The organism is Streptomyces sp. NPDC048111, from assembly GCF_043202815.1.
In the GTDB taxonomy this organism is placed as follows: Bacteria; Actinomycetota; Actinomycetes; order Streptomycetales; family Streptomycetaceae; genus Streptomyces.
Genome location: NZ_JBIDBD010000010.1, coordinates 1 through 20752 on the forward strand (window position 1 = coordinate 1; position 20752 = coordinate 20752).

Annotated in this window: 16 protein-coding genes; 9 read left to right on the forward strand and 7 right to left on the reverse strand. The window is 72.6% G+C overall.

The genetic code is table 11. The features are described from left to right. The first annotated feature begins 521 nt into the window (after positions 1 to 521). Positions 522 to 758 (forward strand): hypothetical protein, encoded by a 237-nt coding sequence (locus ACGF3I_RS18325; protein ID WP_393133198.1) that lies wholly within the window; start codon positions 522 to 524, stop codon positions 756 to 758. Positions 759 to 808: 50 nt separating this feature from the next. Here the strand turns inward: ACGF3I_RS18325 and ACGF3I_RS18330 are convergent, their stop codons facing one another. Continuing rightward, entirely contained in the window at positions 809 to 1417 is a 609-nt protein-coding gene (locus ACGF3I_RS18330; protein WP_393133200.1) for a DUF937 domain-containing protein, read from the reverse strand. Between the two features lie 404 nt (positions 1418 to 1821). Between ACGF3I_RS18330 and ACGF3I_RS18335 the strand changes: the two genes are divergently transcribed. Together ACGF3I_RS18335 and ACGF3I_RS18340 are read left to right on the forward strand one after the other, a co-directional pair. After that, complete coding sequence (locus ACGF3I_RS18335; protein ID WP_393133202.1) at positions 1822 to 4044, forward strand: ATP-dependent RecD-like DNA helicase; 2223 nt, start codon at positions 1822 to 1824, stop codon at positions 4042 to 4044. Positions 4045 to 4223: 179 nt separating this feature from the next. Beyond that, positions 4224 to 5522: a citrate synthase gene (locus ACGF3I_RS18340; RefSeq protein WP_393133204.1), complete on the forward strand. Its 1299-nt coding sequence runs from the start codon at positions 4224 to 4226 to the stop codon at positions 5520 to 5522. Between the two features lie 382 nt (positions 5523 to 5904). Here ACGF3I_RS18340 and ACGF3I_RS18345 read toward each other — a convergent pair whose 3' ends face one another. The 5 genes from ACGF3I_RS18345 to ACGF3I_RS18365 all read right to left on the reverse strand — a co-directional run bounded on the left by ACGF3I_RS18345 (position 5905) and on the right by ACGF3I_RS18365 (position 11524). Then, entirely contained in the window at positions 5905 to 8535 is a 2631-nt protein-coding gene (locus tag ACGF3I_RS18345; RefSeq protein ID WP_393133206.1) for a heavy metal translocating P-type ATPase, read from the reverse strand. Positions 8536 to 8630: 95 nt separating this feature from the next. Continuing rightward, positions 8631 to 8936 (reverse strand): heavy-metal-associated domain-containing protein, encoded by a 306-nt coding sequence (locus ACGF3I_RS18350; protein WP_393133208.1) that lies wholly within the window; start codon positions 8934 to 8936, stop codon positions 8631 to 8633. Positions 8937 to 9126: 190 nt separating this feature from the next. Next, a complete protein-coding gene (locus ACGF3I_RS18355) occupies positions 9127 to 9327 on the reverse strand; it encodes an AlpA family transcriptional regulator (RefSeq protein WP_161253648.1) in 201 nt (66 codons plus the stop codon). A gap of 285 nt (positions 9328 to 9612) precedes the next feature. After that, positions 9613 to 10620 (reverse strand): Gfo/Idh/MocA family protein, encoded by a 1008-nt coding sequence (locus ACGF3I_RS18360; protein WP_393133211.1) that lies wholly within the window; start codon positions 10618 to 10620, stop codon positions 9613 to 9615. A 1-nt stretch (position 10621) separates the two neighbouring features. After that, positions 10622 to 11524, reverse strand: a complete 903-nt coding sequence (locus ACGF3I_RS18365; protein ID WP_393133213.1) for a sugar phosphate isomerase/epimerase family protein — start codon at positions 11522 to 11524, stop codon at positions 10622 to 10624. A gap of 152 nt (positions 11525 to 11676) precedes the next feature. On the opposite strand from ACGF3I_RS18365, the gene ACGF3I_RS18370 reads away from it, so the two are divergent. The 6 genes from ACGF3I_RS18370 to ACGF3I_RS18395 all read left to right on the forward strand — a co-directional run bounded on the left by ACGF3I_RS18370 (position 11677) and on the right by ACGF3I_RS18395 (position 19564). Continuing rightward, positions 11677 to 12711, forward strand: coding sequence for a PfkB family carbohydrate kinase (locus tag ACGF3I_RS18370; RefSeq protein WP_393133215.1), 1035 nt, complete (start codon positions 11677 to 11679; stop codon positions 12709 to 12711). Beyond that, positions 12708 to 13595 carry a deoxyribose-phosphate aldolase gene (locus ACGF3I_RS18375; protein WP_393133217.1) on the forward strand — a complete coding sequence of 296 codons (888 nt, stop codon included), beginning with the start codon at positions 12708 to 12710 and terminating at the stop codon, positions 13593 to 13595. Before ACGF3I_RS18370 ends, ACGF3I_RS18375 begins: the two co-directional genes overlap by 4 nt. Positions 13596 to 13612: 17 nt before the next feature. Continuing rightward, entirely contained in the window at positions 13613 to 14428 is an 816-nt protein-coding gene (iolB, locus tag ACGF3I_RS18380; protein ID WP_393133219.1) for a 5-deoxy-glucuronate isomerase, read from the forward strand. Continuing rightward, entirely contained in the window at positions 14419 to 16308 is a 1890-nt protein-coding gene (gene iolD, locus ACGF3I_RS18385; RefSeq protein ID WP_393133512.1) for a 3D-(3,5/4)-trihydroxycyclohexane-1,2-dione acylhydrolase (decyclizing), read from the forward strand. Before iolB ends, iolD begins: the two co-directional genes overlap by 10 nt. Positions 16309 to 16322: 14 nt before the next feature. Further along, the gene (gene mmsA / locus ACGF3I_RS18390; protein WP_393133221.1) at positions 16323 to 17825 is read left to right on the forward strand and encodes a CoA-acylating methylmalonate-semialdehyde dehydrogenase; all 1503 of its coding nucleotides are present in this window, start codon (positions 16323 to 16325) and stop codon (positions 17823 to 17825) included. 341 nt (positions 17826 to 18166) lie between these two features. Beyond that, a complete protein-coding gene (locus ACGF3I_RS18395; RefSeq protein ID WP_393133223.1) occupies positions 18167 to 19564 on the forward strand; it encodes an APC family permease in 1398 nt (465 codons plus the stop codon). Between the two features lie 121 nt (positions 19565 to 19685). Here ACGF3I_RS18395 and ACGF3I_RS18400 read toward each other — a convergent pair whose 3' ends face one another. Then, positions 19686 to 20558 (reverse strand): hypothetical protein, encoded by an 873-nt coding sequence (locus ACGF3I_RS18400; RefSeq protein ID WP_393133225.1) that lies wholly within the window; start codon positions 20556 to 20558, stop codon positions 19686 to 19688. Positions 20559 to 20752 lie beyond the last annotated feature (194 nt).

Sequence of the window (20752 nt, forward strand, 5' to 3'; positions counted from 1 at the left end):
TGGGGCGCAGCCCCAGGGCCCGGCACCCTCCAACCCGCTGCACGGGCGGGCGGGTGGGCAAACCCGCCGGGGTTCGAGGGGCGGAGCCCCTCGGGGGGTCTGGGGCGCAGCCTCAGGGCTCAGCCGATGCAACCCCCTGTACGGGCGGGCGGGTGGGCAAACCCGCCGGGGTCCGAGGGGCGGAGCCCCTCAGCGGGTCTGGGGCGGAGCCCCAGGGGCCGGGCCCCTTCAACCCGCTGCACGGGCGGGCGGGTGGGCAGCTCCCTGGGGGTCTGGGGCGGAGCCCCAGGGCCAGGCACCCTCCAACCCCCTGCACGGGCGGGCGGGTGGGCGAACCCGCCGGGGTCTGGGGCGGAGCCCCAGGGGCTCAGCCGGGTCGCCCCGGGCCGAGCGCCAACCCGCCGCAGGCACCCCGCACCCAGCCCCCCCGGCCCCCCCGATCGGGCGACCCCAGGAGCATGCGCCTCCCATGTGGGGGAAGTGATCCAAAGACGGGGCACGATCACGATGCGGAGGCGGGCATGGCAGGCTTTCTCGACCGGGCCAAGGAGCAGGCGCAGAGTGCGCTGAACCAGGGCAAGCAGAAGGTGGACGAGGTCCAGCAGCAGCGGGCCGGCAACGAACTCCTCAAGCGGCTGGGCGCCGCGTACTACGCCGAGCGGCGCGGCAGCGGAACACCCGACGCCACCCAGCAGGCGCTCACCGCCCTTGAGGCCCACATCACCGCGCACGGAGACGCGTTCCTGCACAGCACCTGAGTCCGAACCCGCCGGGCCCCCAGGCCTCCCCGGAGGCCCGGCCGGGCGGGTTACTTCTTCCCGGCCCCGCCGAGGATCTGGCCCAACAGATCACCAAGCCCACCGGCACCGGAAGCCGCACCGGAACCCGCACCAGAACCGGCGCCACCCGCCCCCGAACCCGCCCCCGGGGCCGAACCCGAACCCGCACCCCCCGACCTCGACCCCGCCCTCCTGGCCAGAACCGCCAGCGCCGCCGGCAGCAACACCTCCAGGGCCCGCGCCACCGTCGCCTCGGGCAGGCCGGTCTTCTTGGAGACCGCCCTCGCCACCGGCCGCGCGGCCTTCCCCAGCACCCCCGCCGCCAGGCCACCGCTGAGCATCCCGCCCAGCCCGCCGCCCAGCGTGGCCACGCCCTGGAGCGGGGTCTCCTCCGGCGCGGCCTCGGCCGGCGCCTCGGCGACCGCCCGGCGGACCTCCTCGTGGGTGTCCTGCGGCAATCCGTCCGAGAGTGCCGACATGGTCGTGCCGACCACGTCCTGGGCGCCCGCCGTGTCCGTGCCGAGCAGACCGGCGATGCGCTGGAGCCCGTCGTCCCCCAGCTCGTCCATGACGTCCTGCTGGAAGGACGGCGGCCGGGACGGGGTGTCGGAGGCGGGGGAAGGCTTGTCGTCGCTCATGCACCGAACGCTACGTTTGGGGCGCTTCGTCGGCATGTCGAGGGGGCCGGAGAGCGGACCGGAAAATTACTGCTCGCAGTCGTACAACCCTTGCGGGGTGACGGAGGTCTAAGGGGCGTCAGTGCTTCAGGGGAGGGATCCGGGGGGATTCGGGAAGCGCTGGCAGGGGAGGGAAGATCAAGGGGCCCGGTCGACGGGCCGGGCCCCCTTGAACCCCCCAGGGCCGAACGCCCAAGGCCGGCCCCCCAGGCCGAACCCCTCGTCCGGGCCCCGCCCAAATTTCCCGCCGTGAGCCCGCCCGTACCTCAGGCCCGAGCTCGGCCCAGACCTGCACCACACCCCCGACTCCCGCTCCCCGCAGCCGTGTTGTCCGGGCTGTCGGTGCGGGGCGGTAGCGTCGGGGCATGTCGAGTCTCACGGGTGCGGCGGTGGTGGAAGGGGTCCTGGAGCGGATCACCTACGCCAATGAGGAGAGCGGCTACACCGTCGCGCGGGTCGACACGGGCCGGGGCGGCAACGACCTGCTCACCGTGGTCGGTTCGCTGCTCGGCGCGCAGCCGGGGGAGTCGTTGCGCATGGAGGGCCGCTGGGGCTCGCACCCCCAGTACGGCAAGCAGTTCACGGTCGACAACTACACGACCGTCCTGCCGGCCACCGTCCAGGGCATCCGCCGCTATCTCGGCTCGGGCCTGATCAAGGGCATCGGCCCGGTCTTCGCCGACCGGATCACCCAGCACTTCGGCGCCGACACGCTCGACATCATCGAGCAGGACATCGGGCGCCTGATCGAGGTGCCGGGGCTCGGGCCCAAGCGGACCAGGAAGATCGCGGCCGCCTGGGAGGAGCAGAAGGCGATCAAGGAGGTCATGGTCTTCCTCCAGGGCGTCGGCGTCTCCACCTCCATCGCGGTGCGCATCTACAAGAAGTACGAGGACGCCTCGATCTCCGTCGTGAAGAACCAGCCCTATCGGCTGGCCGCCGACGTCTGGGGCATCGGCTTCCTGACCGCCGACAAGATCGCCCAGTCGGTCGGCATCCCGCACGACAGCCCGGAGCGGGTCAAGGCCGGCCTGCAGTACGCGCTGTCGCAGTCCACCGACCAGGGGCACTGCTTCCTGCCCGAGGAGCGGCTGATCGCCGACGCGGTGAAACTGCTCCAGGTCGACACGGGGCTCGTCATCGAGTGCCTCGCCGAGCTGATCGCCGAGGAGGGGGCCGTACGGGAGAAGGTGCCGGGGCCCGACGGGGGCGAGCCGGTGGCCGCCGTCTACCTCGTGCCCTTCCACCGCGCCGAGCTGTCCCTGGCCGCCCAGGTCGGCCGCCTGCTGCGGACGGGTGAGGACCGGATGCCGGGCTTCGCCGGGGTCGACTGGGACAGGGCGCTCGGCTGGCTCGCGGGGCGTACCGGCGCCGAGCTGGCGCCCGAGCAGCAGGCGGCCGTGCGGCTCGCCCTCACCAGCAAGGTGGCCGTGCTCACCGGAGGCCCCGGCTGCGGCAAGTCCTTCACGGTCCGCTCGGTGGTGGAGCTGGCCCGGGCCAAGAAGGCCAAGGTGGTGCTGGCCGCGCCGACCGGGCGGGCCGCCAAGCGCCTGGCGGAGCTGACCGGCGCCGAGGCCTCCACCGTGCACCGCCTGCTCGAACTGAAACCCGGCGGCGACGCGGCGTACGACAAGGACCGGCCGCTGGACGCCGATCTGGTCGTCGTCGACGAGGCCTCCATGCTCGATCTGCTCCTTGCCAACAAGCTCGTCAAGGCGGTGGCGCCCGGCGCCCATCTGCTCCTGGTGGGCGACGTCGACCAGCTGCCCTCGGTCGGCGCCGGTGAGGTGCTGCGCGATCTGCTCGCGGAGGGCGGCCCGGTGCCCAGCGTGCGGCTCACCCGCATCTTCCGCCAGGCCCAGCAGTCCGGCGTCGTCACCAACGCCCATCGCATCAACTCAGGCTCTCAGCCGCTCACTTCGGGCCTCGACGACTTCTTCCTCTTCGTCGAGGACGAGACGGAGGACGCGGGCCGCCTCACCGTGGACGTGGCCGCCCGTCGCATCCCCGCCAAGTTCGGGCTCGACCCGCGGCGCGACATCCAGGTGCTCGCCCCCATGCACCGGGGTCCGGCCGGCGCCGGCGCCCTCAACGGCCTGCTCCAGCAGGCGATCACACCCGCCCGGCCCGACCTGCCGGAGAAGCGGTTCGGCGGCCGGGTGTTCCGCGTCGGCGACAAGGTCACCCAGATCCGCAACAACTACGACAAGGGCGCGAACGGCGTCTTCAACGGCACCGTCGGGGTGGTCACCTCGCTCAGCCTCGACGACCAGCGCCTGACGGTCCTGACCGACGAGGACGAGGAGGTGCCCTACGACTTCGACGAGCTCGACGAGCTGTCCCACGCCTACGCCGTGACGATCCACCGCTCCCAGGGCAGCGAGTACCCGGCGGTCGTCATCCCGGTGACCACGAGCGCCTGGATGATGCTCCAGCGCAACCTGCTCTACACGGCGGTGACCCGCGCGAAGAAGCTCGTCGTCCTGGTGGGGTCCCGCAAGGCGATCGGTCAGGCGGTGCGTACCGTTTCCGCAGGCAGACGCTTTACCGCACTCGCGCACCGGCTGGCAGGGGGCACTTTGGTGTGAAAGGTCACCCAGGACTTTCCTAACCGGGGCGAAGGGGGCAGGATGAGCAGGTTGACGGCACTGAGTGCCGTGAATAAGCCCAATGGGCGACCCCGAGTGCACTCTGCTGAGCCAAATGGGGGATGGTAGAGACAGTCAGGGCACCTCGAAGAAGAGGCACTACGTCGGTGAGGGATGACGTGAGCGAGAACGCGAACAACGCTGTAGTACTGCGGTTCGGCGATGGCGAGTACACCTACCCGGTGATCGACAGCACCGTCGGCGACAAGGGCTTCGACATCGGGAAGCTCCGAGCCCAGACCGGACTGGTCACCCTCGACAGCGGATACGGCAATACGGCCGCCTATAAATCCGCCATTACCTACCTGGACGGTGAGCAGGGCATCCTGCGCTACCGCGGGTACCCGATCGAGCAGCTGGCGGAGCGCTCGACGTTCGTCGAGGTGGCGTACCTGCTGATCAACGGCGAGCTGCCGACCGTCGACGAGCTGGCCAGCTTCAAGGACGAGATCACCGGTCACACGCTGCTCCACGAGGACGTGAAGCGGTTCTTCGACGGCTTCCCGCGGGACGCCCACCCGATGGCGATGCTGTCGTCGGTGGTCTCCGCGCTGTCCACGTTCTACCAGGACAGCCACAACCCGTTCGACGAGAAGCAGCGCCACCTCTCCACGATCCGGCTGCTGGCCAAGCTGCCGACGATCGCGGCGTACGCGTACAAGAAGTCGATCGGCCACCCCTTCGTCTACCCGCGCAACGACCTCGGCTACGTCGAGAACTTCCTGCGGATGACGTTCTCGGTGCCGGCCCAGGAGTACGAGCTGGACCCGGTCGTGGTCTCGGCCCTGGACAAGCTGCTCATCCTGCACGCGGACCACGAGCAGAACTGTTCGACGTCCACCGTGCGTCTGGTCGGCTCCTCGCAGGCCAACATGTTCGCGTCGATCTCGGCCGGCATCAGCGCCCTGTGGGGCCCCCTGCACGGCGGCGCCAACCAGTCGGTCCTGGAGATGCTGGAAGGCATCCAGGCCAACGGCGGCGACGTGGACTCCTTCATCCGCAAGGTGAAGAACAAGGAGGACGGCGTCCGCCTGATGGGCTTCGGCCACCGGGTGTACAAGTCCTTCGACCCGCGCGCCAAGATCATCAAGGCTGCCGCGCACGACGTCCTGTCGGCCCTCGGCAAGTCCGACGAGCTGCTCGACATCGCGCTGAAGCTGGAAGAGCACGCGCTGAGCGACGACTACTTCGTCTCGCGCAACCTGTACCCGAACGTGGACTTCTACACGGGTCTGATCTACCGCGCCATGGGCTTCCCGACCGAGATGTTCACGGTCCTCTTCGCGCTCGGCCGCCTTCCGGGCTGGATCGCCCAGTGGCACGAGATGATCAAGGAGCCCGGCTCGCGCATCGGCCGCCCCCGCCAGATCTACACCGGCGAGGTTCTGCGCGACTTCGTGCCGGTCGCGGGTCGCTGACCCTCCTGGTACGCCCGCGCGGCAGCGGCAGCGCGGCTCCCGCGCGCACACTCGCGCGGCACAGCGGCAGGCAGTGAAGCGGAAAGCGCCCCGCTGCCGATCCCCCCACGGGTCGGCAGTCGGGGCGCTTCCCTGTTGCCCGGTGCGGATTCCCCCCACGGGATCCGAGCCGGGGGTCTAGGCGGTCTGCCGGGGTACGTACCTGTCGGGTGGGCCGCTCAAAGCTCCCGACGTACGTGCCCCGGCCAACGCGTTGCCTGGAACGTCCCCCAAGACATTCCATGGACATCCCCCAAGACGTCCGTGGCATCGCCCACTTAGACTCCCGACCCCTCCCGATGGTTACCTCGAAACCTCTGTGATCTAGATCTCTTTGTGGAGGTCAGGTGAAGGAACGCAACCGTAGGCTGTTGGTTACCACGAATACGGAGGAGAGCGCCATAGCCGCGCCCGCGATCATCGGATTCAGCAGGCCGGCGGCGGCCAGCGGGACCGCGGCCACGTTGTAGCCGAATGCCCAGAAAAGATTGCCTTTGATCGTCGCGAGCGTGCGGCGGGCCAGACGGATCGCGTCGGCGGCAACCCGCAGGTCACCGCGGACGAGCGTCACATCGCCCGCCTCGATCGCGGCATCCGTGCCCGTCCCGGTCGCCAGACCCAGATCCGCGGTGGCCAGCGCCGCCGCGTCGTTGACGCCGTCCCCGACCATCGCGACCGTCCGGCCCTGCTCCTGAAGGCGCCGCACCACGGCGGCCTTGTCCTCGGGCAGCACCTCCGCGTACACGGCGTCCGCGGCGATCCCGACCTCTTCCGCCACCGCGAGGGCGACCGTGCGGTGGTCGCCGGTCAGCAGCACCGGGGCGAGGCCCAGCGCCCGCAGCATCCGGACGGCTTCGGCGCTGGTCTCCTTCACGGTGTCGGCGACCGTGAGCACGCCCCGGGCCCGCCCGTCCCAGGCGACCGTCACGGCCGTACGCCCCCCGGCCTCGGCGGCCCTCCTGGCGGCGGCGAGCTCCGGCGGCAGCTCCAGGTCGCCGTCCCGCCCCACGTACACGCGGTGGCCCTCGACCACACCCTCGACGCCCCGGCCCGCGTGCGACCGGAAGTCCTCCACCGGGGGCAGCGGTCCCGCCCGGTCCTCGGCGCCGGCCGCGACCGCGCGGGCGACGGGGTGCTCCGATGCGTGCTCCAGGGCTCCGGCGAGCCGCAGCAGCTGCTTCTCGTCCACGTCCCGCGCGGGGCTGACCTCGTACAGGCTCATCCGGCCGGTGGTCACCGTGCCCGTCTTGTCGAGGACGACGGTGTCCACCCGGCGGGTCGATTCGAGGACCTCGGGGCCCTTGATCAGGATGCCCAGCTGGGCGCCGCGACCGGTGCCGACGAGAAGGGCGGTCGGGGTGGCGAGGCCGAGGGCGCAGGGACAGGCGATGATCAGCACCGCGACGGCCGCCGTGAAGGCGGCGGTGGCGTCGCCGGTCGCCAGCAGCCAGCCCGCGAGCGTGCCCAGCGCGATCAGGAACACCACCGGCACGAAGACCCCGGCGATCCGGTCCGCCAGGCGCTGCGCCCGCGCCTTGCCGTTCTGCGCGTCCTCCACCATGCGCGCCATGCGGGCGAGTTGGGTGTCCGCGCCGACCCGGGTCGCCTCGACGACGATGCGGCCCCCGGCGTTCACGGTGGCCCCGGCCACGGGGTCCCCCACGCCGACGTCCACGGGCACCGACTCGCCGGTCAGCATCGACGCGTCGAGCGCCGAGGCGCCCTCGACGACGACGCCGTCCGTGGCGACCTTCTCGCCGGGCCGCACGACGAAACGGTCCCCGGTGCGCAACTCGCCCACGGGGACGCGCAGTTCGGCCCCCTCGCGCAGCACGGCCACGTCCTTGGCGCCCAGTTCCAGCAGGGCCCGCAGCGCGGCCCCCGACTTCCGCCGGGCCCGAGCCTCCAGATACCGGCCGAGCAGGATGAACGTGACGACACCGGCGGCGACTTCGAGGTAGATCGTGCCGGCGCCGTCCCCGCAGGCGGTGGTGAGGCTGAACCCGTGCCGCATGCCGGGCATCCCGGCCGTCCCGAAGAACAGCGCCCACAGGGACCAGCCGAACGCGGCGAGGGTGCCGGTGGAGACCAGGGTGTCCATGGTGGCCGCGCCGTGCCGCAGGTTGGTCCAGGCGGCGCGGTGGAACGGGAGGCCGCCCCAGACGACCGCGGGCGCGGCGAGGGTGAGGGAGAGCCACTGCCAGTTGTCGAACTGGAGCGCGGGGATCATGCTCAGCGCGACGACGGGGGTGGCCAGCAGCGCGGTGACCGTCAGCCGCGCCCTGAGCGGGTCCCGCCCCTCCGGGTCTGCGCCCCGGGCCCCCTCGGCGTGCGAGCGCCGCCCGTCCTCAAGCGCCGGACGGGCTGACTGGGCCCCGCTGTCGTGGGCGCCCCGGGCCCCGCCCCGCTCGGGGCTCCGCCCCGGACCCGGCTCCTCAAGCGCCGGAGGGGCTGAAGTGGTGCCGCCGGCGGGAGTGGCTGCGGCTTCGGGCGTGCCGGGGGCGTCGGCACTGTCAGCCCGTCCGGCGTTTGAGGACGAGCGCCGTTCAGGCGCGATCGGGGTCCGGGGCGGAGCCCCGGGGGTGGGCGCGGGCCGCGTTTGGGGCGGAGCCCCGGGGGATGAGGGGAGCGGGGCTTGGGGCGGAGCCCCGGGGGATGAGGGGAGCGGGGCTTGGGGCGGAGCCCCGGGGAATGAGGGGGGCGGGGCTTGGGGCGGAGCCCCGGGGGATGAGGGGAGCGGGGTGGCCGTGTAGCCCGTTTTCGCCACGGTGGTGATGAGGTCACCCACCCCCACCCCCTCGCCGAAGGCGACCCGCGCCTTCTCCGTCGCGTAGTTGACCGTCGCGCTGACCCCCGCCATCCGGTTCAGCTTCTTCTCCACGCGCGCCGCGCACGACGCGCAGGTCATCCCGCCGATGGCGAGTTCGACCCGCTGGTCGAGGGCTGGGGCGGGACCGGAATCGGGGCTGTGCACGAGGGGCTCCAGAAAGCGGGCCGGGCCGCGCGGTGCCGGCACGGAGCCGGCCGGGCGCGGCCCGACGGGGGGAAGGGGCGGGGACGCGCCCCGGGTCAGGCGCGGCCGACCAGCTCGTAACCGGCCTCGTCGACCGCCGCGCGTACGGCCTCCTCGTCGAGCGGGGCGGCCGAGATCACGGTGACCTCGCCGGTCGCGGCGACGGCCTTCACCGAACCCACCCCGGCGATCTCGGAGATCTCGGCGGACACCGCGCCCTCACAGTGCCCGCAGGTCATGCCCGCCACCCGGTAGACGGTGGTGACGGTGCCGACCTGGACATCGGCCGCGCCGCCGTCGTGGCAGCCACCGGCGGGCGAGCAGCAGGAACCGGTCGCGGGGGTCTCGGTCTCGGCGGTCATGGCGTTCTCCTCTTCACGGGCGTACGGATCCATGGTGCATCAGGGGGTCACGGGAATGCCGGGGCGCCCTCACCTCTGGCAGAGTATACCCCTCGGGGGTATAAGAACGCGGTGTGCGGCCGGAGTGTTCCGAGCGCGTTCCGGGCGATTCGTGAAGACAACGACGGGGCCGGTCGCCCCGGTGCGGCGTTCAATCGGTCCGCCGTCCGCGATTGCCCGGGCGGCGGGCCACCCAGGTCCGGATGGTGTCCGCGAACCAATAGGGTTTGCCGTTCTCCACGAGGTCCGGCGCAGGCAGCAGTCCGTGTTTGCGGTAGGAGCGCACCGTGTCCGGCTGCACCCGGATGTGCGCGGCGATTTCCTTGTAGGACCAGAGCCTTCGGTCGGTCATGTAGGGCACCTCCCTGCGGGCACCGCAGCGGCGGCCGGACGGTCGTCGGGGGAGCTGCGGCGCGAACGCTTGGCGATCACTCAGCCTGTGCCCGTTGAACGACGGAGAGTGAGGTCGGGGCGGGTCCTGTCGACTGCCTGTGACGCAAGACCCGCGTAATCGAGACATGTGTGACGGGAGGGAGAAGGATGTAACAGGGGTGAGAAAAAGGGCTGTTGGAGCGAATGGGTGAACGGGCGGACCGCGCGCCACCCGCTACGCGTACCGCGCGGACCGCGCCACCCGCTACGCGTACAGCGCGGGGCGCTCCGGCAGGCGCACCTCGACCCGCTCCCCGGACCGCTGCGCCCGTACGCCCGCCTCGCACACCAGCGCCGCGGCGTACCCGTCCCAGGCGCTCGCCCCCTCGGCGCGGCCGGCCCGCACCGCCCCCACCCAGGCCCGCACCTCACGGTCGTACGCCTCGGCGAACCGGACCGTGAAGTCCTGCGGCACGGCCCGGCCCGCGCGGCCCGTGGTGCGGGTCACCAGACCGCCACCGGCGCCGATCGAGGCGGTCCCGCGCTCGCACACCGCCTCGCAGCGCACCTCGTACCCGAAGCCGCAGTTGACGAAGATCTCGACGTCGACCACGGCGCCGCCGGACGTCTCGAAGAGGACCAGCTGCGGATCGCCGAGGTCCCGCGGCGCGTAGGAGGAAGGGCGCGGGCGCAGCACCTGGACGGCGGTGATCTCCTGGCCGAGCAGCCAGCGGGTGGCGTCCGCCTCGTGCACCACCGAGTCGCGGATCAGCATCTCGGTGGTGAAGAAGGACGGCGAGGCCGCGTTGCGGTGGCGGCAGTGCAGCATCAGCGCGCGCCCCAACTTGCCGCGGCGCAGGGTGTGTTGGAGGTCCTGGTACTCCGCGTCGTAGCGGCGCATGAAGCCCACCGTGACCAGCCGGCGGCCGAGCCGCCGTTCCGCTTCCATGACCCGCAGGGCGCCGGCCGGGTCCGGGGTGAGGGGCTTCTCGCACAGCACCGGGAGGCCGCGCGCGAAGGCGTCGAGCAGGGCCGCCTCGTGGGCCGGGCCCGAGGAGGCGATCAGGACCGCGTCCACACCGGGCGCGGCCATCGCGGCGGCCGGGTCGGTGTGCACCGAGCAGCCCTTGATGCCCCGGGCCACCGCCGCCGCGCGGTCCGCGTCCAGGTCGGCCACGGCGGCGACCCGGGCGCCGCCGACGGCGGTCTCGATCCGGCGCACATGGTCGGCGCCCATCCGGCCCGTGCCGATGACGGCGATGCCCAGGGTCATCTCAGGCCCCGCAGGAGCGCAGGAAGGCGCGGGTGCGCTCGGCGATCGGGAGCGGCCTGTCCGGATCGCACGGGTACATGTCCTGCTCGACGATCGCGAAGAGCTCGACGTCCAGGGCCTGGGCCGCGGCCAGGACCGGTTCGAGCGCGGGCACGCCGAGCGGCGGCTCGCACATCACGCCCCGCGCGACGGCCGGCCCGAACGGCGTTCCCTCGGCGCGCACTTGGGCCAGGACCACCGGGTCCACCTGCTTGAGGTGGAGATAGCCGATCCGCTCCCCGTAGGTCTCGATGAGCTTGACGCTGTCGCCGCCGCAGTACGCGTAGTGGCCGGTGTCCAGGCAGAGCGAGACCAGGTCGGGGTCGGTGGCGTGCAGGAAGCGGGCCACGTTCTCCTCGGTGTCGATGTGGGTGTCGGCGTGCGGGTGCACTACGACGCGCAGGCCGTGCACGTCGCGCACCTCGCGGGCCAGGCGCTCGGTCTGACCGGCGAGATCGCGCCACTGCGCGGCCGTCAGGGTGCTGTCCTCCAGGACCTCGCCGCTCTTGTCGTCGCGCCAGAAGGACGGGATGACGACGAGGTGGCGGGCGCCGGTGGCCCGGGTCAGCGCGGCCACGGCCGAGACGTGCGCCCAGGTCTTCTCCCACACGGCGGGGCCGTGGTGCAGGCCGGTGAAGACGGTTCCGGCCGAGACCCGCAGATCGCGTGCGGAGGTCTCCTCGGCGAGCCGCGCGGGATCGGTGGGCAGATAGCCGTACGGTCCGAGCTCGATCCACCGGTAGCCCGCGCCGGACACCTCGTCGAGGAAGCGCTGCCAGGGGACTTGGCGAGGGTCGTCGGGGAACCAGACGCCCCAGGAGTCGGGGGCCGAACCGATCCGGATGCGGGTCTTCGCCGTCGTCATGGGGCCAGCCTTCCGGGGGGCCGGGAGGAGTGTCAAGGCCACGTCCGAATGTAAGGACAAAAGATTGACAGGGGTGGCGGCGGACGGCTAGACCTTGGGTCACCGGCGGCGGGACCTGGGGCCGCCGGTCGTGGCGACCCGGGAGGACGTGCATGGACGAGGCTCCGTACGACCTGATCACGATGGGGCGGATCGGGGTCGACCTCTACCCGTTGCAGAGCGGGGTCTCCCTCGCCGACGTCACCTCGTTCGGCAAGTTCCTCGGCGGCTCGCCCTCCAACGTGGCCGTCGCCGCGGCCCGGCTCGGCCGGCGCGCCGCCGTCGTCACGCGGACCGGGCGCGATCCCTTCGGCGCGTATCTCCGGTCACAGCTGGGCGAGTTCGGGGTCGACGCCCGCTGGGTCACGCCCGTGGACGGGCTGGCGACCCCCGTCACCTTCTGCGAGCTCTTCCCGCCGGACGACTTCCCGCTGTACTTCTACCGGCTGCCCAAGGCGCCCGATCTGGAGCTGCGGGAGGGGGAGTTGGACCTGGCCGCGATCCGGGCGGCCCGGATCTTCTGGATGACCGGGACGGGCCTGTGCGCGGAGCCGAGCCGCGCCGCGACGCTGGCGGCGCTGGGCGCGCGCGGCGGCGCCGGCCCGGGCCCGGCCCCTGCCGGGGCCCGCCGGGGGGAGCACCCGCCCGGAGGCCGGCCGCCGGGCGCCACCGTGTTTGATCTCGACTGGCGCCCCATGTTCTGGGAGGGGGCGGACGGGGGCGTCCCCGAGTACGCGCGCGCCCTGTACCGGGAGGCGCTCGCCCACGCGACCGTCGCCGTCGGGAACGTCGACGAGTGCGAGGTGGCCACCGGGGAGCGGGAGCCGCGGGCCGCGGCCGACGCGCTGCTGGCCGCCGGGGTCGAGCTGGCCGTCGTCAAGCAGGGGCCCAAGGGCGTGCTCGCCGTGCACCGCGACGGCACGGTCGCCGAGGTGGCCCCGGTGCCGGTCGACGTGGTCAACGGGCTCGGCGCGGGCGACGCGTTCGGCGGGGCGCTGTGCCACGGGCTGCTCGCCGGATGGGACCTCGAACGCGTCATGCGCTACGCCAACGCGGCCGGCGCCATCGTCGCCTCCCGCCTCGCCTGCTCCTCCGCCATGCCCCACCCCGCAGAGGTCGACGCCGTCCTGGCCGGAGGCCGGGCGTGAGCGCCCCGCACGGTCCCGGCGGGCTCGCACAGCTCCGGGCGCGGCACCCCGAGGCCATCGGCGAGGCCGCCGCACGCCGGGTGCGCAGACCCCTGCTGCGCGGGGACGGCGCGCGGCTCATGGTGATCGCCGCCGACCACCCGGCCCGCGGCGCGCTGGGCGTCGGCGCGGACGGCCTCGCCATGGCCGACCGCGGCGACCTCCTCGACCGGCTGCGGCTCGCCCTGTCGCGGCCCGGCGTCGACGGCGTACTCGCGGGCGCCGACGTCCTGGAGGACCTGCTGCTGCTCGGCGCGCTCGACGACAAGGTCGTCATCGGTTCGATGAACCGCGGGGGCCTGGCCGGCGCCGCCTTCGAGCTCGACGACCGCTTCACCGGGCACCGCCCCCAGGACCTGGCCCGGCTCGGCTTCGACGCGGGCAAGCTGCTGCTGCGCATCGACCATCAGGACCCGGGCTCGCTCGACACGCTGCACGCCGCCGCCGGGGCGGTCGACGCGATGGCCGAGCGTCGACTGCCGTTGTTCATCGAGCCGTTCCTCTGTCACCGCGAGGACGGCAGGGTCCGCAACGATCTCTCCGCCGACGCGGTCACCCGGTCCATCGCCATCGCCTCCGGGCTCGGCGGTACGTCCGCCTACACCTGGCTCAAGGTGCCGGTGACCGACGACCCGGACGACATGGCCCGGGTTATGGCCACCAGCACGCTGCCCGCGGTGCTGCTCGGCGGCGACGTGGGGGACGACCAGGACGCCGCGTTCGAGAAGTGGCGCGAGGCCCTGCACCTGCCCACCGTGCAGGGGCTCGTGGCGGGCCGCTCGCTGCTCTATCCGGCCGACGGAGACGTGGCGGCGGCCGTCGATACGGCCGTCGGACTGCTGTAGGGGGTAGGGAAGCGGACATGGACCACCAGGAACTGCTCGTACGGGCCGAAGCCGCGGCCCGCGGACCCTACGCCCTCGACCTCGGCCCCGAGCGGGCCGCCCTGGCCTACTCCTCGCTGCGCGTGCTCGACCTGCCGCCCGGCGGCTCGCACGAGCTGGCCGCCGGGGACAGCGAGTGGCTCGTGGTGCCGCTCGCCGGCGGCTGCACGGTGCGCACCGCGGGAACCGACCTCGAACTGCACGGCCGTGCCGACGTGTTCGAGGGGCCCACCGACTTCGCCTACGTACCGCGGGACGAAGTCGCCCACATCGCCTCCGGCGCGGGAGGCCGTTTCGCCCTGGCAGGAGCGCGGTGCGAGCGACGACTCCCCGCTCGCCGCGGCCCCGCGCCGGAGGTTCCCGTCGAGGCGCGGGGGTCGGGCACCTGTGCCCGTACCGTGCGGAACTTCGCCGCCGCCGACGCCTTCGCCTGCGACCGGCTGATCGCCGTGGAGGTGATCACGCCCGGCGGCAACTGGTCGTCGTATCCGCCGCACAAGCACGACGAGCACGTGCCGGGCCGCGAGAGCGAGCTGGAGGAGATCTACTACTTCGCGTTCGAGCACCCCGGGGGCTACGGATACCAGCGCATCGCGCCGTCCCGGCCCGGGGGCGCGGACCTGCTCGCGGAGGTGCGGGGCGGCGACGCGGTGCTGGTGCCGGACGGCTGGCACGGCCCGTCGATCGCCCGGCCCGGCACCGCCATGTACTACCTGAACGTCATGGCGGGCCCGGGGCAGGACCGGGAGTGGAAGATCTCCTTCCACCCCGACCACACGGAGGGATACCAGTGACCGGTACGACGCGCCGACTGACCACCGCACAGGCGCTGATCGCGTTCCTGGCCCGCCAGTACACCGCGTGCGACGGCGTCAACCACCGTCTGATCGCGGCCACTTGGGGCATCTTCGGACACGGCAACGTAGCCGGAATCGGCCAGGCGCTGCTCGAAACCGGCCCCGAAGCCATGCCCTTCCACCAGGGCCGCAACGAGCAGGCCATGGTGCACGCGGCCGTCGGCTACGCCCGCCAGTCGGGCCGCCTCTCGGCCCACGCGGTCACCACCTCCATCGGACCCGGCGCCACCAACCTGGTCACCGGCGCCGCGCTGGCCACCGTCAACCACCTGCCGGTGCTTCTGCTGCCCGGCGACACCTTCGCGGCACGGCCCGCGGACCCGGTGCTGCAACAGCTCGAAGTCCCGTACGCGGGCGACGTGTCCGTCAACGACTGCCTGCGTCCGGTCTCCCGCTACTTCGACCGGGTGGCCCGCCCCGAGGCCCTGATCCCGGCCGCCCTGAACGCGATGGGCGTCCTGACCGATCCGGCCGCGACGGGCGCGGTCACCCTCGCGCTGCCGCAGGACGTCCAGGCCGAGGCCTACGACTGGCCCGAGGAGTTCTTCCGCGAACGGGTGTGGCCGGTCCGGGCCCCCGCCGTGGACGCCGCTGAACTGGCGCTCGCGGCACGGGAGTTGGCGCGCGCCGAGCGGCCCCTGATCGTCGCCGGCGGCGGAGTGCGGCACGGCCGCGCCCAGGACGCGCTCGCCGCCCTAGCCCGGGACACCGGCATCCCCGTGGCGAGCACCCAGGCCGGCAAGGGCGCGCTCGGCCACGACCACCCGCAGGACGTCGGGGGCATCGGCCACACCGGCACGGCCACCGCCGACGAACTGGCCCGCACCGCCGACGTGGTGCTTGGCGTCGGCACCCGCTGGAGCGACTTCACCACCGCTTCCGCCACCCTCTTCCAGCGCCCGGACGTCCGCTTCCTCAACCTCAACGTCCGGCCCCCCGACGCCCTCAAGATGGGCGGCCTGGCGCTGACCGGCGACGCCCGCACGGGACTGACCGCACTGCACGGGGCGCTCGGGGGCCACCGTGTGGCGGAGGCCTACACGGCCGAGTACACGCGCCTGAAGACGGCCTGGGAGGCCCGGGTGGACGCCGCGTACCGGCCGGCGTCCGAGGACGCCCGGCCCACCCAGGCCCAAGTCCTCGGCGTACTCGACACCTTGGTCACCGGGCAGGACATCCTGATCAACGCCGCGGGCTCGCTCCCCGGCGACCTCCACCAGCTCTGGCGGACCCGCTCGCGCGACCAGTACCACGTCGAATACGGCTACTCCTGCATGGGCTACGAGATCCCCGCCGCCATCGGCGTCGCCCTCGCGGCGCCCGGCCGACCGGTCTGGGCGCTGGTCGGCGACGGTACGTATCTGATGAACCCCACCGAAATCGTCACCGCGGTGCAGGAGCGCATCCCCCTCAAGGTGGTGATCCTGCAGAACCACGGGTACGCCTCGATCGGCGGGCTCTCGCAGGCGGTGGGCGGTGAGCGGTTCGGCACCGCGTACCGGTTCCGGGCGCCCGACGGCACGTACGGCGGGGCGCCGCTCCCGGTGGACCTCGCGGCCAACGCGGCCTCGCTCGGGATGCGGGTGCTGCGTGCCGAAACCGTGCGTGACCTGCGGGAAGCCCTCGCCGAAGCGCGGCGCTCCGACGTTCCCACATGTGTCTACACACAGACCGAAACGCCCGACACAGTGTCGGGCCCGCCCCCGGCCCAGGCGTGGTGGGATGTGCCCGTGGCCGAGACCGCGACCCGCACGTCGGCGCTAACGGCCCGCGAGGAGTACGAACGGCACGTCACCGCCCGACGCCGCCATCTGTGAAGGAGCACTTGGACATGACGAAGACCGTCCACCACTGGATCGGTGGCAAGACCGTCGAAGGCACGTCGGGCAACTTCGGCCCGGTGACCGACCCGGCGACCGGCGAGGTCACCACGCAGGTCGCCTTCGCCTCGGCCGAGGAGGTCGACCGGGCGGTGGCCACCGCCAAGGCGGCGTACGCGAGCTGGGGCCAGTCCTCGCTCGCGCAGCGCACCACCGTGCTGTTCGCCTTCCGCGCGCTGCTCGACGCCAACCGGGACGCCATCGCCGAGCTGATCACCGCCGAGCACGGCAAGGTGCACTCGGACGCGCTCGGCGAGGTCGCCCGCGGCCTGGAGATCGTCGACCTCGCCTGCGGCATCACCACCCAGCTCAAGGGCGAGCTGTCCACGCAGGTCTCCAGCCGGGTGGACGTGGCCTCCATCCGCCAGCCGCTGGGCGTCGTCGCGGGCATCACCCCGTTCAACTTCCCGGCGATGGTGCCGATGTGGATGTTCCCGCTGGCCATCGCCTGCGGCAACACCTTCATCCTGAAGCCCTCCGAGAAGGACCCGTCGGCGTCGATGAAGATCGCCGAGCTGCTGGCCGAGGCGGGTCTGCCCGACGGCGTCTTCACCGTGCTGCACGGCGACAAGGTGTCGGTGGACGCGCTGCTCGCGCACCCCGACGTGGCCGCCGTCTCCTTCGTCGGCTCCACGCCCATCGCGCGCCACATCCACACCACCGCCTCCGCCCACGGCAAGCGGGTACAGGCGCTCGGCGGGGCCAAGAACCACATGCTGGTCCTGCCGGACGCGGATCTGGACGCCGCGGCCGACGCCGCCGTCTCGGCCGCGTACGGCTCGGCGGGCGAGCGCTGCATGGCGATCTCCGCGGTCGTCGCGGTGGGCGCGATCGGCGACGAGCTGGTGGCGAAGATCCGCGAGCGCGCCGAGAAGATCAAGATCGGCCCCGGCAACGACCCGGCCTCCGAGATGGGCCCCCTGATCACCGCGGCCCACCGCGACAAGGTGGCGTCCTATGTGAAGGGCGCGGCGGCACAGGGCTGCGAGGTCGTCCTGGACGGCACCGGCCACACGGTCGAGGGCTTCGAGAACGGGCACTGGATCGGCCTGTCCCTCCTGGACCACGTGCCGACCACGGCCGACGCCTACCGCGACGAGATCTTCGGCCCGGTGCTGTGCGTGCTGCGGGCCGAGACGTACGAGGAGGGCCTGGCGCTGATCAACGCCTCGCCCTTCGGCAACGGCACGGCGATCTTCACCCGGGACGGCGGCGCGGCCCGCCGCTTCCAGCTGGAGGTCGAGGCGGGCATGGTCGGCGTGAACGTGCCGATCCCGGTGCCGGTGGGCTACCACTCCTTCGGGGGCTGGAAGGACTCGCTCTTCGGCGACCACCACATCTACGGCAACGACGGGACGCACTTCTACACCCGGGGCAAGGTCGTCACCACCCGCTGGCCGGACCCGGCCGACGCCCCTTCGGGCGTGGACCTGGGTTTCCCCCGCAACCACTGAGCCCCTCTTCGACGCCCCCCGTCGGCCCCGGCCGGCGGGGGGCGCGGCTTTTCCTGGCCCGGGCGCGTCCGTAGCGTGGAAAGTTGGGGAGGAACTTCGGCTCCGGCGCTGCGGTTCCCGTACCCCCCGATCGCGCTGCCTTGACACGTCCTTAACGCCGAAAACCGGCGAATCCAGCGACCGGATCTTCGGATTCCGCAGGTAACCCCCTATTGACCTGCGGTTCTGCGAAGGATTGCATATCGGCACCCGGGAGCCGCCGCAGCACATCACCATCCCCGCCTCTGGAGGCGATACCGCTCCCGCGCATCGGAACCGCACCAGTCGATCGGAACCGCACGATGACGGACACGCTCAGCGCCCCCCAGGCGCTCGCCCCCGCGACCGGCCCCACCCCGCAGAAGCTCAAGCGTTCCATCGGTGTCGTGGGGGGCACCCTGCTCACGCTGTCCTGCGTGACCCCCGCCTCCACCCTGTTCGTCGTCGTGCCCGACCTCTTCGCCACGCTCGGCACCTACACCGCGCTGACCATCGCGATCGGCTCGCTGCTCTGTATCGGCGTGGCGTTCTGCTACTCGGAGCTGGGCACCCTCATCCCCAGCGCGGGCGGCGAGTACGCCATGGTCTCCACGATGGCCGGACGCCTCGCGGGCTGGCTGGTGTTCGTCCTGTCGCTGCTCGTGGTGATGATCGTGCCGCCCGTCATCGCGATGGGCACCGCCGACTACCTCGCGCCCATCGTGCACATACCGGCCCCCGTCGCGGGCGGCGCGGTGATGCTGCTCGCCACCCTGGCCGGCCTGCTCGACCTGCGGGCGAACGCCTGGATCACCGGCGTCTTCCTGGTGCTCGAAGTCGTCGCCGCCGCCGTCGTCGCGGTGCTCGGCTTCGCCCACAGCGAGCGCGGCGGCTCGGCCCTGGTGCACGGCACGGTCGCCGGGGAGAGCGGTACGCCCTCGACGGTCACCGCCATGATGGTGATCTCCGGGCTCGCCATCGCCCTGTTCATCACCCAGGGCTTCTCCACCGCCGTGTACCTCTCGGAGGAGCTGGAGCACCCGCGGCGCAACGTGGCCCGCACCGTGCTCGCCACCCTCGCGATCTCGACTGCCGTGATCCTGGTGCCCGTCGTCGCCATCACCCTCGGCGCCCCCGACCTCGCCGCGCTCACCAGCGGCAACCTCAGCGACATGGTCACCGCCTGGTCCAACTCCGCGGTCGGCACCTTCGTCAGCCTCTGCGTCGCGCTCGCCATCATCAACGCGGGCATCGTGATGGTCATCCAGAACTCCCGCGTCCTGTTCGCCTCCGCCCGCGACAAGGCCTGGCCCGAGCCCGTCAACCGAGGTCTGTCCCGGCTCGGCCGGTTCGGCTCGCCGTGGGTGGCCACGCTCCTCGTCGGCGTCCCCGGCGCGGGCCTGTGCTTCGTCAAGCTCGACACCCTCTACGGCGTCACCGGCGTCTCCGTCACCGCGATGTACCTGCTGGTCGCGGTCGCCGCCCTGCTGTGCCGGCGCGGCGCGCACCGCCACGTGTCCGCCTGGCGGATGCCGCTGTGGCCCGCGGTGCCGATCCTGCTGATCGTCGTCCTCGCCTACATCCTGACCCAGCAGGAGACCCAGTACCTGCTGTGGACCGGCGGCATCACGGCCGTGGCCACCCTGTACTGGGCGTTCTACCTGCGCCCGCGCCGTGAGACCCGCTGGCTCGTCAGCGTCCCCGAGGACACCCAGGCCTGAGGCCCGGCGGGCCGCAGGAGGAACCCGGGACCCCGCCGGGCCCGCGAAAAGGGCCCGGGGCGGCGGTCCGGAAGGCATCCGGGCGGGCCCGGCCCGGGCGGCCGGGCTCGCTGACGGTCCGTCAGGCGGCCGGCTGGGTCAGCTTCTTGAAGGCCTCCGTCATGTCGGCCGTGTCGGAGGCCGTCGGCACCACGACCGGCTTGGTGGCCCCGAACCGCTTGAAGTCCATGGACACCGTGGCGCCGCCGAACTGCTCGTTCACCCGCACCGGCAGGTCGTTCTTGTCCACCCACACCTCGAAGGTGAGCTGGTCGACACCGCCGGTGAACTGCTTCATCAGGCTGTTGCCGTCGTCGCCGGACAGGGCCTTGCCGGCGGCGCCCAGGTCGGCCTTGGACACCACCGCCTTGTAGTGCGTGGTCGACCGGCCGAGGACGGTCTCCTGGCCTATCTGCGCGACGTTCTTGGCGTACCGCAGCGAACGCAGGCCCGCCGTCGGGTCACCACTGCCGGCCACCGCGCTCTCGCCCTGCTCGCCGAGGATCGCGGAGGCCTCGACCTTCATCCAGTGCTTGTTCTCCAGCGGGCCGCTCGGCTGCGCGTCGACGCCGTAGTAGTAGGCGCCCTTCACGTACCGCATCGTCACGGTGCCGTCCGAGACGAGCTGCTGCATGTTCATGCTCTTGGCGTCCGCCTCCACGTCGAAGGCGAGGCCGTTGCCCCAGGTGTACGTGCCCGCCATGGTGGTCGGCGCCGGCTGGTTGGCGAGCTGTGTCGTCACCGACACCTCGGCCGAACCGGCCTTCTGCGAGCGGTCGCCCGCCCGGGTCAGCGCGGCCAGCACCATGCTGTTGGCCTTGTCCGCCGCGCCGGCCGCCTTGTCGGCGGCCTTGCGGCCCGTGTCCACCGCGTGCGACCCGGCCGAACAGCCCGTCACCGCGACCACCACGGCCACGGCGCCCACCGCCCACACCCCCGTGCCACGCCTGCCCATCGTCCCCACCCCTTTTTTGCGGTCCAACGCGAATTTCCGCGGTCCAACGCGAAGTGGGGACTGTATCGAACACCACTGACACCGCCGGAGCGGGCCGGGGAAAACGCCCCGGCTACTCCCGGTGCGGTATGCCGGGGAGCGCTCGTACTCCCCGGGTACAGCAGGCACTTCCACCCAGCGGCAGCTTCGGACGC

What these genes read in the sequence shown, in the direction of transcription:
- ACGF3I_RS18325 (WP_393133198.1), top strand. Translation starts at nt 522, where the DNA reads ATGGCAGGCTTTCTCGACCGGGCCAAGGAGCAGGCGCAGAGTGCGCTG.
- ACGF3I_RS18330 (WP_393133200.1), bottom strand. Translation starts at nt 1,417, where the DNA reads ATGAGCGACGACAAGCCTTCCCCCGCCTCCGACACCCCGTCCCGGCCG.
- ACGF3I_RS18335 (WP_393133202.1), top strand. Translation starts at nt 1,822, where the DNA reads ATGTCGAGTCTCACGGGTGCGGCGGTGGTGGAAGGGGTCCTGGAGCGG.
- ACGF3I_RS18350 (WP_393133208.1), bottom strand. Translation starts at nt 8,936, where the DNA reads ATGACCGCCGAGACCGAGACCCCCGCGACCGGTTCCTGCTGCTCGCCC.
- ACGF3I_RS18355 (WP_161253648.1), bottom strand. Translation starts at nt 9,327, where the DNA reads ATGACCGACCGAAGGCTCTGGTCCTACAAGGAAATCGCCGCGCACATC.
- ACGF3I_RS18360 (WP_393133211.1), bottom strand. Translation starts at nt 10,620, where the DNA reads ATGACCCTGGGCATCGCCGTCATCGGCACGGGCCGGATGGGCGCCGAC.
- ACGF3I_RS18365 (WP_393133213.1), bottom strand. Translation starts at nt 11,524, where the DNA reads ATGACGACGGCGAAGACCCGCATCCGGATCGGTTCGGCCCCCGACTCC.
- ACGF3I_RS18370 (WP_393133215.1), top strand. Translation starts at nt 11,677, where the DNA reads ATGGACGAGGCTCCGTACGACCTGATCACGATGGGGCGGATCGGGGTC.
- iolB (WP_393133219.1), top strand. Translation starts at nt 13,613, where the DNA reads ATGGACCACCAGGAACTGCTCGTACGGGCCGAAGCCGCGGCCCGCGGA.
- mmsA (WP_393133221.1), top strand. Translation starts at nt 16,323, where the DNA reads ATGACGAAGACCGTCCACCACTGGATCGGTGGCAAGACCGTCGAAGGC.
- ACGF3I_RS18395 (WP_393133223.1), top strand. Translation starts at nt 18,167, where the DNA reads ATGACGGACACGCTCAGCGCCCCCCAGGCGCTCGCCCCCGCGACCGGC.
- ACGF3I_RS18400 (WP_393133225.1), bottom strand. Translation starts at nt 20,558, where the DNA reads ATGGGCAGGCGTGGCACGGGGGTGTGGGCGGTGGGCGCCGTGGCCGTG.